The 14,731-nt window shown below is 59.8% G+C and carries 17 protein-coding genes; 8 read left to right on the plus strand and 9 right to left on the minus strand.

All coding sequences use genetic code 11. The features are described 5' to 3' along the window. The first annotated feature begins 9 nt into the window (after positions 1–9). Complete coding sequence (locus GSF27_RS05935; RefSeq protein ID WP_160966630.1) at positions 10–759, plus strand: YciK family oxidoreductase; 750 nt, start codon at positions 10–12, stop codon at positions 757–759. A 281-nt stretch (positions 760–1,040) separates the two neighbouring features. On the opposite strand, the gene GSF27_RS05940 is transcribed toward GSF27_RS05935, so the two are convergent. The 5 genes from GSF27_RS05940 to GSF27_RS05960 form a co-directional block, all read right to left on the minus strand. Beyond that, the gene (locus tag GSF27_RS05940; protein WP_160966632.1) at positions 1,041–2,654 is read right to left on the minus strand and encodes a GMC family oxidoreductase; all 1,614 of its coding nucleotides are present in this window, start codon (positions 2,652–2,654) and stop codon (positions 1,041–1,043) included. Between the two features lie 122 nt (positions 2,655–2,776). Continuing rightward, entirely contained in the window at positions 2,777–4,045 is a 1,269-nt protein-coding gene (locus tag GSF27_RS05945) for a cyclopropane-fatty-acyl-phospholipid synthase family protein (RefSeq protein WP_160966634.1), read from the minus strand. Continuing rightward, entirely contained in the window at positions 4,045–4,890 is an 846-nt protein-coding gene (locus GSF27_RS05950; protein ID WP_160966636.1) for a DUF1365 domain-containing protein, read from the minus strand. Before GSF27_RS05950 ends, GSF27_RS05945 begins: the two co-directional genes overlap by 1 nt. After that, a complete protein-coding gene (locus GSF27_RS05955) occupies positions 4,884–6,134 on the minus strand; it encodes an NAD(P)/FAD-dependent oxidoreductase (protein ID WP_160966638.1) in 1,251 nt (416 codons plus the stop codon). The genes GSF27_RS05950 and GSF27_RS05955 overlap by 7 nt, the downstream gene beginning before the upstream one ends. Before the next feature lie 61 nt (positions 6,135–6,195). Then, positions 6,196–6,615 carry a nuclear transport factor 2 family protein gene (locus GSF27_RS05960; protein ID WP_160966640.1) on the minus strand — a complete coding sequence of 140 codons (420 nt, stop codon included), beginning with the start codon at positions 6,613–6,615 and terminating at the stop codon, positions 6,196–6,198. A 177-nt stretch (positions 6,616–6,792) separates the two neighbouring features. Here GSF27_RS05960 and GSF27_RS05965 point away from each other — a divergent pair, with 177 nt between their 5' ends. Together GSF27_RS05965 and GSF27_RS05970 are read left to right on the plus strand one after the other, a co-directional pair. Further along, complete coding sequence (locus tag GSF27_RS05965) at positions 6,793–7,374, plus strand: sigma-70 family RNA polymerase sigma factor (protein ID WP_160966642.1); 582 nt, start codon at positions 6,793–6,795, stop codon at positions 7,372–7,374. After that, the gene (locus GSF27_RS05970; RefSeq protein WP_160966644.1) at positions 7,371–8,051 is read left to right on the plus strand and encodes a ChrR family anti-sigma-E factor; all 681 of its coding nucleotides are present in this window, start codon (positions 7,371–7,373) and stop codon (positions 8,049–8,051) included. The genes GSF27_RS05965 and GSF27_RS05970 overlap by 4 nt, the downstream gene beginning before the upstream one ends. A gap of 378 nt (positions 8,052–8,429) precedes the next feature. On the opposite strand, the gene GSF27_RS05975 is transcribed toward GSF27_RS05970, so the two are convergent. Then, positions 8,430–9,641, minus strand: coding sequence for a permease (locus tag GSF27_RS05975; RefSeq protein ID WP_160966646.1), 1,212 nt, complete (start codon positions 9,639–9,641; stop codon positions 8,430–8,432). Further along, on the minus strand, positions 9,641–10,036 hold the full coding sequence (gene cueR, locus GSF27_RS05980; RefSeq protein ID WP_160966648.1) for a Cu(I)-responsive transcriptional regulator: 396 nt from the start codon (positions 10,034–10,036) through the stop codon (positions 9,641–9,643). Before cueR ends, GSF27_RS05975 begins: the two co-directional genes overlap by 1 nt. Before the next feature lie 143 nt (positions 10,037–10,179). On the opposite strand from cueR, the gene GSF27_RS05985 reads away from it, so the two are divergent. The 4 genes from GSF27_RS05985 (at position 10,180) to GSF27_RS06000 (ending at position 13,167) form a co-directional block, all read left to right on the plus strand. After that, positions 10,180–10,932 (plus strand): M48 family metallopeptidase, encoded by a 753-nt coding sequence (locus GSF27_RS05985; protein ID WP_160966650.1) that lies wholly within the window; start codon positions 10,180–10,182, stop codon positions 10,930–10,932. Positions 10,933–11,050: 118 nt separating this feature from the next. Beyond that, positions 11,051–11,278: a 4-diphosphocytidyl-2C-methyl-D-erythritol kinase gene (locus GSF27_RS05990; protein ID WP_160966652.1), complete on the plus strand. Its 228-nt coding sequence runs from the start codon at positions 11,051–11,053 to the stop codon at positions 11,276–11,278. Positions 11,279–11,441: 163 nt separating this feature from the next. Then, entirely contained in the window at positions 11,442–12,848 is a 1,407-nt protein-coding gene (locus tag GSF27_RS05995; protein ID WP_160966654.1) for a PhoH family protein, read from the plus strand. 100 nt (positions 12,849–12,948) lie between these two features. Beyond that, entirely contained in the window at positions 12,949–13,167 is a 219-nt protein-coding gene (locus GSF27_RS06000) for a hypothetical protein (protein WP_160966656.1), read from the plus strand. A gap of 13 nt (positions 13,168–13,180) precedes the next feature. Here the strand turns inward: GSF27_RS06000 and GSF27_RS06005 are convergent, their stop codons facing one another. Beyond that, positions 13,181–13,468, minus strand: a complete 288-nt coding sequence (locus GSF27_RS06005; protein WP_237457350.1) for a hypothetical protein — start codon at positions 13,466–13,468, stop codon at positions 13,181–13,183. Positions 13,469–13,680: 212 nt separating this feature from the next. On the opposite strand from GSF27_RS06005, the gene GSF27_RS06010 reads away from it, so the two are divergent. Then, positions 13,681–14,109 (plus strand): hotdog fold thioesterase, encoded by a 429-nt coding sequence (locus tag GSF27_RS06010; protein WP_160966658.1) that lies wholly within the window; start codon positions 13,681–13,683, stop codon positions 14,107–14,109. Between the two features lie 30 nt (positions 14,110–14,139). Here GSF27_RS06010 and GSF27_RS06015 read toward each other — a convergent pair whose 3' ends face one another. Next, on the minus strand, positions 14,140–14,712 hold the full coding sequence (locus GSF27_RS06015; protein WP_160966660.1) for a DUF924 family protein: 573 nt from the start codon (positions 14,710–14,712) through the stop codon (positions 14,140–14,142). Between the last annotated feature and the right edge of the window lie 19 nt (positions 14,713–14,731).

Raw genomic sequence — 14,731 nt, forward strand, 5'->3', positions numbered from 1 at the left:
AGTTACCTGATGAAACAGCTGCCCAGTGATTTCCAAGCGGCGCAAGACTGCCTTAAAGACCGCGTAATCATCGTCACCGGTGCCGGTGACGGCATCGGCCGCACAGCCGCCATCACCTTCGCCGCCCATGGCGCCACCGTGGTGCTGGTGGGACGCACCATCCAGAAACTGGAAATGGTCTACGACGAGATCGAAGCCGCCGGCCACCCCCAACCCGCCATTTATCCCATCAACCTGGAAGGCGCCTCCGCCAAGGATTACGAGGATATGGCGCAGGCCCTGTTTGATGAGTTCGGCAAGCTGGACGGCCTGCTGCACAACGCCGCCGACCTGGGTGAGCGCACCCCCATCTCCAACTACGCCCCTGACACCTGGTTGCGGGTGATGCAGGTCAACGTCAACGCCCCCTTTATGATGAGCCGCGCACTGCTGCCCCTGCTGGAGAAGTCAGACAGCGGCTCCATCCTGTTTACCGGCTCCTCCGTCGGCTACGAAGGCCGCGCCTTCTGGGGCGCCTACGCCGCCTCCAAAGCCGCGGCCGAGAACCTGATGCAGACCCTGGCTCAGGAACTGGAAGGCACCACCCGCATCCGCGCCAACAGCGTTAACCCCGGCGCCACCCGCACCCGCATGCGCGCTGCCGCCTATCCGGCGGAGAACCCGCAGAGCGTGAAAGCGCCGGATGACTTGATGCCGTTGTATTTGTATCTGTTGAGTGATGCCAGTGTGGGGGTTAGTGGGGAGCAGTTTTCTTCCTGAAACCGGACGCTTCGCTACAGAATTCAGGACGCCTGCGGCTACAGACTTCAGGACGCCTTCGGCTACAGGACGCTGCGCTACAGAATTCAGAACGCCGCGGCTACAGACTTCAGGACGCCTGCGGCTACAGGACGCTGCGCTACAGGAAAACGTTTTTGACCTTACTGTAGCGAAGCGTCCTCGACCCTAGAAGCGAAGCGTCCTCGCACCTGTAGCGCAGCGTCCTCGCACCTGTAGCGAAGCGTCCTCGCCCCTAGAAGCGCAGCGTCCTGTAACCTTATTTATTCCTTAATCCCGGCGAGAATAAACTCCGCCCCCTTCTCCGCAATCATCACCGTCGGCGCGTTGGTATTGCCTGACGTAATGGTGGGCATGATGGAAGCGTCAATCACCCGCAGACCGGCCACCCCGCGCACCGCCAGACGATCGTTTACCACCGCCATGTCGTCGCTGCCCATTTTGCAGGTGCCGACGGGATGGAAGATGGTGGTCCCGAGGTTGCCGGCCGCTTCCAGCAGCTGCTCGTCGGTTTCCAGTTTCGGGCCTGGCAACCACTCTTCGGGGGCAAAAGCCTTGAGCGCCGGTGCCGCCATAATTTCCCGCGTCATGCGCAGGCCGTCGATGGCCACCTGACGGTCTTCCGCCGTGGACAGGTAGTTGAGGGTAATGGCTGGAGCCTCCGTCATATCGGTGCTGCGGATGCGGATATGACCACGACTGCTGGGGCGCAGGTTACACACCGACGGGGTAATCGCGTTGAAGCTGTGCAATGGCTCGCCAAATTTATCCAGTGACAGCGGCTGTACGTGCCACTCGATATTGGCCGTCGGCTGGCCGGGATCGCTTTTGGCGAAAGCCCCCAACTGCGATGGCGGCATGGTCAGCGGCCCCTTTTTAAACAAGGCGTATTCCAGCCCCATTTGCGCCCGGCCCCACAGGGTGCGGTAGCGTTCGTTGAGGGTGACGGTATTGGAGACCTTGTAGACGCTGCGGATCTGCAGGTGGTCCTGCAGGTTTTCACCCACACCCGGCAGGTGATGCTGTACCTCGATACCCTGATCCCGCAGGCGCGCGCCATCGCCGATACCGGAGCACTGCAGCAGCTGTGGTGTTGCCACGGCTCCCGCAGACAGTACCACTTCACGCCGGGCGCTGATCAGTTGCTGGCTGCCATCGGCCATGGTGGCCCAGACGCCAGTGGCGGTGAGTCCGTCAGGCCCCTGCTCCAGCTGCAGTCGTTGCACCTGCACCTTAGTCATTACGGTGAGGTTGGGACGGGCAAGGGCCGGCTGCAGGAACGCCTTGGCGGCACTCCAGCGCTTGCCGCTGCGCTGATTCATCTGGAAGTAGGCGTTGCCGAAGTTATCGCCACGGTTGAACTCGGCAATTTTGGGAATCCCGCACTGCTCGGCGGCGTCGCGCCAGGCGTCGAGGATTTCCCAGTTAACCCGTCGCTCTTCCACCCGCAGTTCGCCATCGGCGCCATGCCAGGCGTCAGCGCCGTGCTGGTAGCTCTCGGAGCGTTTGAAGACGGGTAACACGTCATCCCAGCCCCAACCGCGGTTGCCAAGACTCTGCCAGTGGTCGTAATCGCTCTGCTGGCCACGCATGTAGATCATGGCATTGATGGAGGAACAGCCCCCCAGTACCTTGCCCCGGGCGTAGCCGATGCTGCGGCCGTTAAGGCCGGCATCTGGCTCGATCTTGAAACACCAGTCGGTACGGGGGTTGTTGATGGTGAACAGATAGCCAACCGGGATGTTGATCCAGAAGTAGTTGTCCTTGCCACCGGCCTCCAGCAGTAACACCGAGTGTTTACCATCCGCAGAGAGACGGTTGGCCAGTACACAACCGGCGGTACCGGCACCTACAACGATGTAATCAAAGCTCAGCATGGGCGACCCGTGTTATCAGTTGCCGTATTAGCAGACTGTTTATCCGAAAAATGGCGCCCATCTAGCCACGCCCCACCAGGCAAGTCAATGTGACTTCCGTCTGGGGCTATTGTTGGTTCCTGCTACTGGTGGGGAAGCACAGGCAACACCGCACGGGGCTTGGCCATCACCAGTTGCACGGTGCTGATGGTGCGCTCGCGGAAGCCGCCCTCACAATAGGCGAGGTAGAAGTCCCACATGCGACAGAAGGGTTCATCAAACCCCTGACGCCGTACCTCGGCGTGCCGCGCGTGGAATCGCGCCCGCCATTCCGCCAGGGTACGGGCGTAGTCACCGCCAATATCCTGCAGGTCCACCAGATTAAGATCCGTGGCGCGACTGAGGCAGCGACTGATCACCTCCATGGAAGGCAGCCCACCGCCGGGGAAAATGTACTTCTGGATAAAGTCGACGGAACGTCGCGCCGCCTCATAGCGCTGGTCGGCGATGGTGATCGCCTGGATCAGCATCAGGCCGTCGGTCTTCAGCAGCGAGGCACACTTGCGGAAGTAGGTTTCGTAGTACTCATGCCCCACCGCCTCGATCATCTCCACCGACACCAGCTTGTCGAACTCGCCCTCCAGCTCCCGGTAATCCTGGTGCAACAGGGTAATGCGATCCGACAACCCTTCCCGCTCCACCCATTCACGGGCGTAAGACAGCTGCTCCTGTGACAGGGTGGTGGTGGTGACCCGGCAGCCGTAGTGCTTGGCCGCATGAATCGCCATGCCGCCCCAACCGGTACCGATCTCCAGCAGGTGATCGCCGGGTTGCAGATTGAGCTTGCGGCAAATCAGGTCGCACTTATGCCAGGACGCCTCCTCCAGCGTTGCCTCCGCCGACGGATAGACGGCGGCGGAATACATCATGCGCTGGTCCAGGAAGAGTTCAAAAAAGTCGTTACCGAGATCGTAGTGGGCAGCGATGTTGCGCCGTGATCCCTTCAGGGTATTGGCGTTAAAACTGTGGGCTATGCGGTTCACCACTGTCTGCAGCCAGGGCCAGCGATCGTCCAGACGGTTCAGCTGCTCGATATTGCGAGCCAGCAACCGCACCACACTGGTGAGGCAGGGAGTGCGCCAGGCGCCTGCCATATAGGCTTCGGCGGCACCGACACTGCCGCCGAACATAAGCTTGCGGTAGACCGCCATGTGTTCAATCACCAGGTGTGCCCTGAGGCCATCTGCAGCCGGCTCTCCCAGGGTCAGGGTGCCCTGGGGGTCTTCGATAACCAGTTGCCCGTCCTGCAGGGTCGCCAATGCCTGCAGCACCAGCTTGCGCCACAGGCGATCCCAGCCGCTCTCCTGCAGCGATGCTGCAAACCTGTCCTGATCAATTCCGCGAATCTGCATCAGTCTCTCTCCTGCCTGGAAGACGGGTTGGTGGCAACCCGTGTGGATGGTGAATGATTAATGGATGAGTGATTAGTGGAGGAAGGATTGGCAAAGAAAGGCACACCCTTCCACCACAATTTCAGTGCATTCCAATAGATACCTAACGCCACCTGCAAGGTCATGCAGGGATAGCGCACCAGCGCCCTGCGCAAGGCAGGTGCTGTAATCTCTTCGCGCCGCAGCTTGAGCCAGGCGCCGAACTGGTGGCGTTCGCTGTCCCCGGCATCGGCGGCGAAATTGAGCAGGTGCACCCACAGCTGTTGGGCGGGGGTGTTGCCGCGAAAGCGGTACTGCATCTCCATGGGCATAAAGGGCGATACATGCATCTGCTTGTCGAAGTGGCGTTCGGTCACCGGTTGTTCCGGATCGCAGGCGAAGACATAGGTTTGCCTCTCACCCCACGGGGTGTTCGTCACTTCCAGCACCATGGCCCGCAAGCCTTCATCGCCATCAAAGCAGTAGTAGCAGGTGATGGGGTTGATCACGTAACCCCAAAAACGCACATGGGTGAGCATGCGCACAGCACCATCAGGCGCCCAGCCCAGCTGATCGCGAACCGCATCCAGTACCGCTTCTTTCAGCGGTTTATCGTGGGGCGCCAGGTAATCGTCGCGGCAGAAACGGGCCGGCGCCCGCTGGCGATCGGACCAGCTGCGTGTAAGAGAAAAAACCTCTGCCTGCTCATCGAGGTCGAGATAGAGCATTAACAGCGGAAAGCGCAGCTGGTGATCCACCGGTGCAAAACGCCGATGGACCACCCAGCCCTCGTAGAGGGCGCTGTGCAGTGCGGTCCCGGCTACCATGTCGCCCCCAGTGCCTGCGCCACACGCACTCCACTGCTGCAGCCGTCCTCGTGGAAACCATTGGCCCAGTAGGCGCCACAGAACCAGGTGCGCTGCACACCGTTAACCTCATCCCAGCGGGAAACGGCCTGCAACGACTCCCGGTTAAAGACCGGGTGACTGTAGTGGTAACGCCCGAGAATTTTTTGCGGATCAATCCGCGCAGTGTCATTGAGCGTGACACAGAAGGTTTCCGGAGCCTCCAGCCCCTGCAGGATATTCATGTTGTAGGTGAGTACCGCCTGTTGCTGGTTGTCCTCGCGGATACGGTAGTTCCAGCTGGCCCAGGCGCGCTGGCGGGCCGGCAACATGCTGGCGTCAGTGTGCAGGATCACCTCGTTATCCTGGTAGGGCATGGCACCCAGCACCTGCAATTCTGCTTCCGAGGGATCCGCCAGCATCGCCAGTGCCTGGTCACTGTGGCAGGCCAGCACCACCTGATCAAACTGCTGCGAACTGCCATCCGGCATCTGCAACTGCACCCCGTCGGCGGTACGGGCGATGGAGCGAATCGGCGTGTTGCAGTGGATACGATCGGCAAAGGCGCGGGTCAGTGGCTCCAGGTAACTGCGGGAGCCACCCTCAATCACCCGCCACTGTGGCCGGTCATTCACGGTGAGCAAGCCGTGATTGTGGAAAAAGCGCACAAAGAACTGCAACGGCATCGCCAGCATGGAATCCACGGAGGCAGACCAGATGGCACTGCCCATGGGCACCAGGTATTTGTCCCGCAGCCAGTCGCCCAGGCCCAAACGCTGCAGGTAGTCACCGAGGGTTGTGCCGGGCTCGATAGTACCGCGCTTGAGATCTTCCTCCGCCTGTCGGTTAAAGCGCAGGATATCCCGCAGCAGGCCCCAGAAGGCAGGTCGCAGCAGGTTGCGACGCTGGGCAAAAAGACCGCCGAGGTCAGTACCGTTGTATTCCAGCCCGGAGAGCTCGCAACTGACGCTGAAGCTCATCTCGGTGGGTTTGGAGGACACCCCCAACTGCTGCATCAGGCGCAGGAAGTTTGGATAAGTGCGATCGTTAAACACAATAAAGCCGGTATCGATGGCGTAGTGCTGCCCCTGCAGCTCCACATCCACGGTGGCGGTATGGCCGCCGGGCCTGGCGTCCGCCTCGAACACGGTGATATCGGCGTGTGGCTGCAGCAGGTAGGCACAGGTCAAACCGGAGATGCCGGAGCCGATGATCGCTATTTTCATTCTCTCTCTTTTCCTTGTAGGGCGCCCGGGGCTTCTATTCACCAAGCGGGCCGGGGGCCTGCTATTTTGTCAGTCGATGTTTCAGCCAGCGGGTGATACTCCCCGCCACCGGCACATGCTCGTAGAGCATCTGGCCCATGTCGTAGATGTCTTCATGGAAGTGGATACGCTGGTCAAACTCAATGTGGCTTGCCCCGCGCACCGTAATCAGCCGGTTCCCCAGCGAAGGGTGCCGAAAATGCATAAGCCACTTGATGTAGGCGCTGTGATCCCCCACCAGCTCATCCAGGTACTCGAAGCGCCCTTCACTCAGCGTGTCGCACATGCGCCCCATATAGCCCATCAGGGCGTCTGCCCCGCGTATCTCGTGCACCGGGTCGCGGAAAATAACCTGACCGGTGTACACCGATTCAATCCGGTCAAGCGGTACACGGGTGAGATCCCGGTAGAACGCTTTAAACCCCTCAACCACCGCGGCCATAGCCACCCCCTCTGCGTAATAACTACAAGCGATTACGCGGCAGTTTGCTATACAGATCAACAGTGATCCGTGGTTTTTGTTGCCACGTAATCTCTTTCACTACCCCGGTAATCGTCACGCTTGTCAGACGCCGCCCCGGGAGCTAACGTCAGTGCAGTTCCTACGGAGACAACCGTTTTGCAAGACCCAGCCGCAACCCATGTACAGCTGCTGTCCGGCCTGATTGAACAGGTCGGGGCGCAGCGCGATGAGCGGGCTTTCGAGCAGCTGTTCGAGCACTACGCGCCGCTGCTTCGCTCCTACAGCCTGGCGCGGGAGCCCGGTGCCCACCTGGTGGCCGACGAACTGGTGCAGGAGGTGTTGGTGAAGGTGTGGAACAAGGCGCACCTCTACGACAGCGCCAAGGCCAACGCCAACACCTGGATCTTTACCCTCGCCCGCAACTGCCGCATCGACTACCTGCGCCGCAACGGCCGCTTTGCCGCCGACATCGACGCCGACGATCTCTACGCCGGGCTGGAGGATGAGAACTCCGATCCTTTCGAGATCACCCAACAGCGCAAGGCCGCATTGCAGGTGCAGGAGGGACTGCGGCAGCTGCCCAACGAACAGGCGCAGGTGCTGGCCAAAGTCTATCTGGAGGGGAAAACCCAGCAAGAAGCCGCGCTGGAACTGAATCTGCCACTGGGCACCGTCAAGTCACGGGTGCGCCTGGCTTTGCAAAAACTGGAAATACTGTTTCGAGGTCGTCAGCCATGATCCATTACCACCCTGACACCGATCGCCTGATGGCGTTTGCCGCCGGCACCCAACCGCTGAGTCAGGCGATCTGCGTCAGTGCCCACCTGGAGCACTGCGCCCAATGCCGGCAGCTGTTGCGCCGCCTCAATCACGTGGGGTCCGAGATGATCTCGTCCCTGCCCCCGGCACGAGTACCGGAGCAACTGAAAGCGAAGGTGATGCAGAAAATCCGTTCCGGTGAGGCAGCGGTGGAACAGCCAATCAGCACAACCGGCAGCGCTCCGGGCCACTCCCCTATCGTGCCCCGCTGCCTGCGCAAGCTGGTACCTGGGGATATCGACAAGCTGCGCTGGAAACGTCTCAGCCCCTCCATCCGCTCCGCCCGCCTCTGTTCCGATGTGGACGGCACCCAGGTGGAGCTGATCCGTATCAAGCCCGGCGGCAAGGTAGCCAGGCACAACCACACCGGTGAGGAGGTCACACTGGTACTGAAGGGCGCCTTTTCGGATGAGTCCGGTATCTACCGGGCCGGGGATATTATTTTCCGTGACCAGCGCGACCGCCTGCACCGGCCCATCGCCAGCCAGGACAGTGAATGCATCTGCCTGACGGCGGTTGCCAGCCCGATACAACTCACGGGCTGGCTGGGACGTATCTTCAATCCATTGATCCGTCGCAGTCACTACGCCCATTAAGGGCATTTGCCCGAATCTAAAGTCTCTTACCTGACGCTGTCCCGGCAGCGTCAGGGCTCTTTATTTGTCCCAGACCAAAACCCACGCCGGGCTCAACCTGCTTCAGGCTGGTGGTCGCGATTTATACACAGCTGCACACAAAAAAGGCGTTTTGTTTACGACATCGCTGCACTAAACCTTACAAGAAACAGGCGATTGTCAAAAAGAATTCACAGCTTCTGTGGATAACCCTTTGGATTACTCTGTGACAATAGTCTACGGGCCCCACGACACAGTCGCTCCAGCATTTTGGTTACTTGGCGACCACCCCGGAAAGGGGTTCACCGGGTTAGTGCATCGCCAAAAACCAGCGCCCCGTCGTGGCACAATTTTCACCTTTCAGAGACCGTTCAGGATCAGGGCAATCACCACCACCTGGGGCACTGTCAGCAGCGGCAGGAAAAGCGCCAGTTTCCAGGAGCGGGTGGTATCTTTCAGCACCATCACCTCGGTGTAATCGGTGGAGACGCCGGTCATCAGAAAGGCAAAGCCGTTGCCCGGTGCGCCAGCGCGGGTTACCAGGTCCGCTGCGATGGGTGTGGAGCCCTCGGAACAGACTTCGATAATGGTGGCCGCCACCAGGGTCACCAGCAGGCCCAGCAGGCTGGGACCAAACCAGGTCTGGAAATCCTCCAGCGACAGGAAGCCACGCAGGGCGGTGGCCAACAGCACCCCGAACAGCAACCAGCGCAGCACCATGCGCGATCCCTTGATACCGTCCCAGCAGACCTCCAGCAGGGTGGCCGGGGTCCAGCGCACATCCGCCAGATAAGCCTTCAACTCGCGGCCCAGGTGATAATCTTCCGGCAGGTCGTGACTGTGGGGGTTGGCTGGCAGGGTGCCGCGTTTCACCAACAGGTCAAACAGCACCCCGGTAATCACCGCCACCAGCATGGAGAGCGCAATAAAGGCCAGCGTCCAGGGCAGGCCAATCAGCGCCACCAGAATCAGTGTCAGGGAGAGGGAGTTCCAGGGACTGGCCAACAGGAAGGCCATCACCTGCCCGGCGCTGGCACCGCGGTTATAGAGCTGCATACCCACCATCAGGATGCCGTGGCTGCAGAGGTCCAGCAGCACACCCGCCATGGTGGCCCGCAGCACGCCCATGACACTGCCGCCCTGCCCCAGGACTGCCGTCACCATACTCTGGGGTATACGTCCCAGCAGCCCCACAAACAACGCCGCCAGCAACACCCCCCACCACATGGTGTTGAGCAATTCGAAGACGCCGTGGCTCATGGTATGGGCCCAGCCCGGCAGGCTGGTATCCACCCCGCTCAAATGCAGCAGGTATCCCACCAGCACCAGTGAGCCACTGCCCCACAGCAGCCAGTCAAAACTGCGTTTATCGTCATCCGGGCAGCAGGAAGAGGTAGCTGCCGAAGCACCGCTGTGGCAACTGTCCGCCGGAGCGGAGGCGGCAGGTCCACAACAGCTGCCGCCGGCCGTTCTGGCTTCCGCGGCCGGCGCCGCAGCAGAGGTGTGACAACTACCCGCTGCCTCAACCTGACCTGCCGCCTCTTTCTTTTCTGAATCACAACAACTGGACATTACTTTCTCTCCGAATCCGCCAGGCGATCAATAATGGCGCAGTCCGGGGCGTCGTCACCACGACACGCCTTCACCATTCCCTGCAGTGTCTGCGCCATAGCCTGCAAATGGTTAATCTGTTCGTTTACCTGCTCCAGCTTGTGCTGCACCAGCTCCCGCACATGGGCACTGTGGCGCTGTGGTTCGCGGTAGAGCCCCAGCAGCTGCCGGCTCTCGTCCAGCCCGAAACCTGTGGCCCGGGCCCGCTGCAGGAACTGCAGCGCTTCCACATCCTCGCTGCCGTAGGTGCGGTAGCCATTGGCTGCCCGATCGGGATCAATCAGGCCGAGGGTCTCGTAATAGCGGATGGTTTTGCTGGTCAGCCCGGTCAGCCGGGCCACTTCACTGATATTCACCCTGAGCCTCCTGTCGCTGTGCGGCCGTGAGCACAACAGTCTGTACGCCACTTTAAACCTTCCAGCAGGTGGAAGGTCAAGCAATCCGTGTACTGACCATCACGGGCTTTTGAAAGCCCCCGGCAGGCCGCTATACTGCGCCGATGTTTACCCGCCGTCGCCACCGCCGTCCCGCTGCCAGCAGCACCACTGTCCATCAGCGGCAGACCCCCCATTTCGATTACGAAATCCACCTCTCATCACGCCGCACCACCAACCTGCGGGTACGTGATAACAAGGTCGTTGTGGCGGCCCCTGCGGGTAGCTGCCTGCCAAGCCTTGAGCAGTGGGTTAAGGGCAAGAGTCGCTGGGTTACTGCGCAACTGCAACGACAAGCCGAGCGCGTGAGTTCCATTCCCCAGCGGGACTATTGCGAGGGTGAACAGCTGCCCTTTATGGACTCCACCCTGACCCTGCGCGTTGCTGCCCCGGGGAAAAGTGGTGTGCAGCGCTGCGGCGACCAGCTGTGGGTGACACCATCCAGCCGCAGCCAGCGTCCCACTGTCAGTCAGGTACAGCAACTGCTGCGCGACTGGTACCGGCAGCAGGCGCAGGAGATCCTGGAGCAGAAAACCCGCTTACTGGCGCAACAGTTGCAACGGCCGGTCACCGCCGTACAGCTGCGCCAGACCCGCAGCAAGTGGGGACACTGCACCTCCCGCGGCGTCATTCAGTACAACTGGCTGATCCTCCTGGCCCCAGGCGCCGTGGTGGACTACCTGGTGGCACACGAGTGCTGTCATTTGATTCACCTCAACCACAGTGCGGCGTTCTGGCAACTGGTACGCCGCTGCTGTCCGGGCGCCGACATATCGCGCCAATGGTTGAAAGATAACGGTCACACTCTGGTGTTATGAATAAGCTCTGTTAATGGCATCAACTTGCGGCCCGGTGGCCGGAATGCACTGTTGACAGCCAGGGAGTGGATAAAGACCATAGCGAAAAAAATAACACGCCATGGAGCACTCTCAGAGAATGGAATATCTGGATAACTCACACCCCGAATGGGACACCATGTGGCAGACCCTCTCCGGCTACCCGATCAACAGCGGAGATATGCTGTGCATCAATGCGGGGCAATGCTGGGAATACATGGGCTCCAACCGGGACCATCACCACTTTCGTCACGCCTGTCATCCCGCTACACAAAGGGCTGAATACATTTATATCGAGCGCGGCCGGGCACTGGTGGGCTGGTCCTGAAACAGTGCGCTCGCGCCCCGTTTCAGAGCATAAATATTTTTTAAGGAATTGATTGCCGCACAGGAGAAAAGTCTGTTACAAATTGATTCAGCACTGAGGAAACCGGTGCCCTACCGGTGACTCCCGGTGCGATCCAATCAGCCATGAGAGAGGATGATCGCATATGCCCGATGCGCAACTCGCACAGCCCTTAACCGCCACAGACCAACCCATCCTGTACGTTCTGGATACGAACGTTCTCATACACGACCCCACCGCACTGCTGAACTTTGAAGAACACCACGTCATGATCCCCATGACGGTGCTGGAAGAACTGGACAAACTGAAGAGCGGCCGCAAAGCACAAGCCGCAGATTGCCGACAGGCAATCCGGGAGATCGACCGAATACTGGGTCGCGCCACTCCCGAAGAGATCGCCGCCGGCGTGCCGATACCGAGAGCCAGCAAAGACACCTACGGCCGACTCTCGATCATTATGTCCCCCCCGCTACCGGAAAACGTCTCTACCCTCCCCAACCACCTCAACGACAACAAAATCATCAACGACCTCTGCCAGCTCAAACACGACTTCCCCCACCATCGCGTCGTCCTCGTAACCAAAGATATCAACATGCGCCTCAAGGCTCGCGGCTGCGGCATTGAGTCCGACGATTACCAGAACGACCAGCTGGTCTCCGACATCGAACAACTCAACAAGGGCTATATCGAAATCCAGGGCAATTTCTGGGACCAGGTCAACAAGGTGGATACCGAGCAGCAGATGGGCCGCACCGTGCATCGCATTCCCCTGTCGGACTTTAACTGCGAGGTACATCCCAACCAGTTCATCATCGACGAGCTGGGTTTTATCGGCAGGGTAATCAATACCGTGGATGACGAAGTGCACCTGCTGCACATCGACTCCCACAGCTTTATGGAACAGGAAGCCTGGGGGCTGACACCACAGGATGTCTATCAGGCCATGGCCCTGAACCTGCTGATGGATCCGGACGTACACCTGGTAAACCTGACCGGTTCTGCGGGTTCCGGTAAAACCATCCTGGCACTGGCCGCAGCTATTGAGATGACGGTGGCCACCAAGCAGTACCGTCGCATCATTGCTACCCGCAGTACCCAGGGGCTGGATGAGGACATCGGCTTCCTGCCGGGCACCGAGGCCGAGAAAATGGAACCCTGGCTGGGCGCCATTACCGACAACCTTGAGGCCCTGCACTGCGACGATGAGGACTGCTCAGGCAGCATCGACTATGTGCTCAACAAGGTACCGCTGCACTTCAAGTCACTGAACTACATTCGCGGTCGCAGCTTCCAGCACAGCCTGATTTTGATCGACGAGTCCCAGAACCTGACGCCGCACCAGATCAAGACCATCGTCACCCGCGCTGGTAACGGCTCCAAGGTGATCTGTCTTGGCAACCTGGCGCAGATCGACACTCCCTACCTGAACGCCACCAGCTCGGGTCTCACCTACCTGACAGAGCGCTTCAAGGACTTCCAGTTTGGCGGCAACATCAAACTGCAGGGCGTGCCCCGTTCACTGCTGGCCGAGTACGCCGAGGCCAACCTGTAACCCCAACCTCTCGCGCACGGAGTGCGCTCCTACGCCGACTACTGGATCCGTAGGAGCCCACTCTGTGGGAGATCTCTTGCTTCTGCGATAAACTCGCTGCATGGATAACCATCACTACGACAACCTGCCCGATGTTCGCGACGGCCTTAACCGCAAGGAACGGGCGATTCTGTACTGTCTGCAGGAAACACAAAAGGAACTGGGCGGGCGCAATGTGCCCACCATCATGCTCTATGGCCGGGTGCTGGAACTGGTGGATATGAGCCAGCAGGAGTTCCAGGAAATCCTTTCCCGCTTTGTCGGGCTCACCAAGCTCTGAGAAAAAAACCTGTTCAGGACGCCAGCTCCACCCAGCCCTTGATAGGGGCCACATAGACAAAACGCGCGTCCATCGCTGACACCTCCCGCATATCTCCATGATCCGGTGGATCGTAGGACTCCAGGCCTTCCAGTGCCAGACTGGTAGCCATGGGAGGCTTGTGCGTCAACTGATCGGGCAGAGAGTGTAACTGCAGCTCGAGGTCGTTCCAGATCATTCCCTGGCGTTCCACCGGCTTGTCGGCATGCTGGTCTGACAGCACAAATACTGCCGCTGTGCCTGCCATTTTTTTATAGTGCATCCTGGCTCCCTCCCGCTCTGTAGTCGCGAGGCACATCCTAGCGTGTGCAGTCCGGGGTTCTCTGATCCAGATCAGAAAGGACCCACTATCCGGCACCTGAGACCTCATCGGTTGTGAATACTCCCCCCTGCCACTGCATTACGGCAGACTCCGCCAATGCTGTCGGGGTATCATTGCGGCTTTGTAAAAAGCCAAGACCGCAGAGAAGCAATATGTCGTCACCCATCTGGTTTGCATCACCCGACCTGGAGCACATACAGGCTGTCCAGAAAGGAACCATCGATGAACATCTGGATATCCGCATCATTGAAATTGGAGCGGATTTCCTGCGTGGCACCATGCCGGTGGATGCCCGCACCTTTCAGCCTACCGGACGGGTTCACGGTGGCGCCAACGTCGTGCTGGCCGAATCCCTTGGCAGCGTGGCTGCCAACATGGTGGTAGACCCGCAACGCTTCGTCTGCTTCGGTATGGAGGTAAACGCCAATCACCTTCGCGGCGTCAGCCAGGGGTTGGTGACCGGCACAGCCACACCATTACACCTGGGGCGAACCTCGCAGGTGTGGGAGATCAAGATCCGGGATGAGGACCAGCGCCTGACCTGCATCTCCCGCCTGACCATGGCTGTAGTCGCAAAGTAACGTCCCGATGACAGCACTCAGCGCCGGGGCTCAGGCGTAACGGTTACCCCCGGAAGCCAGGAACAGCTGCTCCTCAGCACTGCTCTCCCGCCCCAGTACCTGATTGCGATGGGGGTAACGTCCAAACTGATCGACGATGGCGGCGTGGTCTTTGGCAAAGTGCAGGATATTGTCAGCGTAATCCCGCAGCTCCCTGAACTTTTGCAGGCTCAGTTTCTGCAACGCTGGATCTTCGGCATGCATCAGTGGCATATAGAAGAAATGTCGCTCCCCCATATTCAGCAACTTGTCCCAGCCTTGCGAAATCCCGTCCAGCACCAGACGCTGGGCTTTGGGATCCCGGGCAAAGGCCTGCGGCTGGCCGCGGTGGATATTGCGGGTGAATTGATCCAGCAGCAGGATCAACGCCAGACAGCCCCGTGGTACCGCCGCCCAGCTGTCCAACTCGCCACGCTCTGCCTGCTGCAGTAACGGGGTAAAGCGCTGTTGCATCAGCCGGTCGAGCTCCTCGCCACCCCGGAACCATTGCTGCGGGGTCAATTCCGTAAACCAGAAATCAAGCACTGGCTGATACGCGGCCCTTACCTCATCGATGTCGTTCATCGTTTGCTCCTTGCCAATG

This window comes from Pseudomaricurvus sp. HS19, from assembly GCF_009857815.1.
In the GTDB taxonomy this organism is placed as follows: domain Bacteria; phylum Pseudomonadota; class Gammaproteobacteria; order Pseudomonadales; family Cellvibrionaceae; genus Pseudomaricurvus.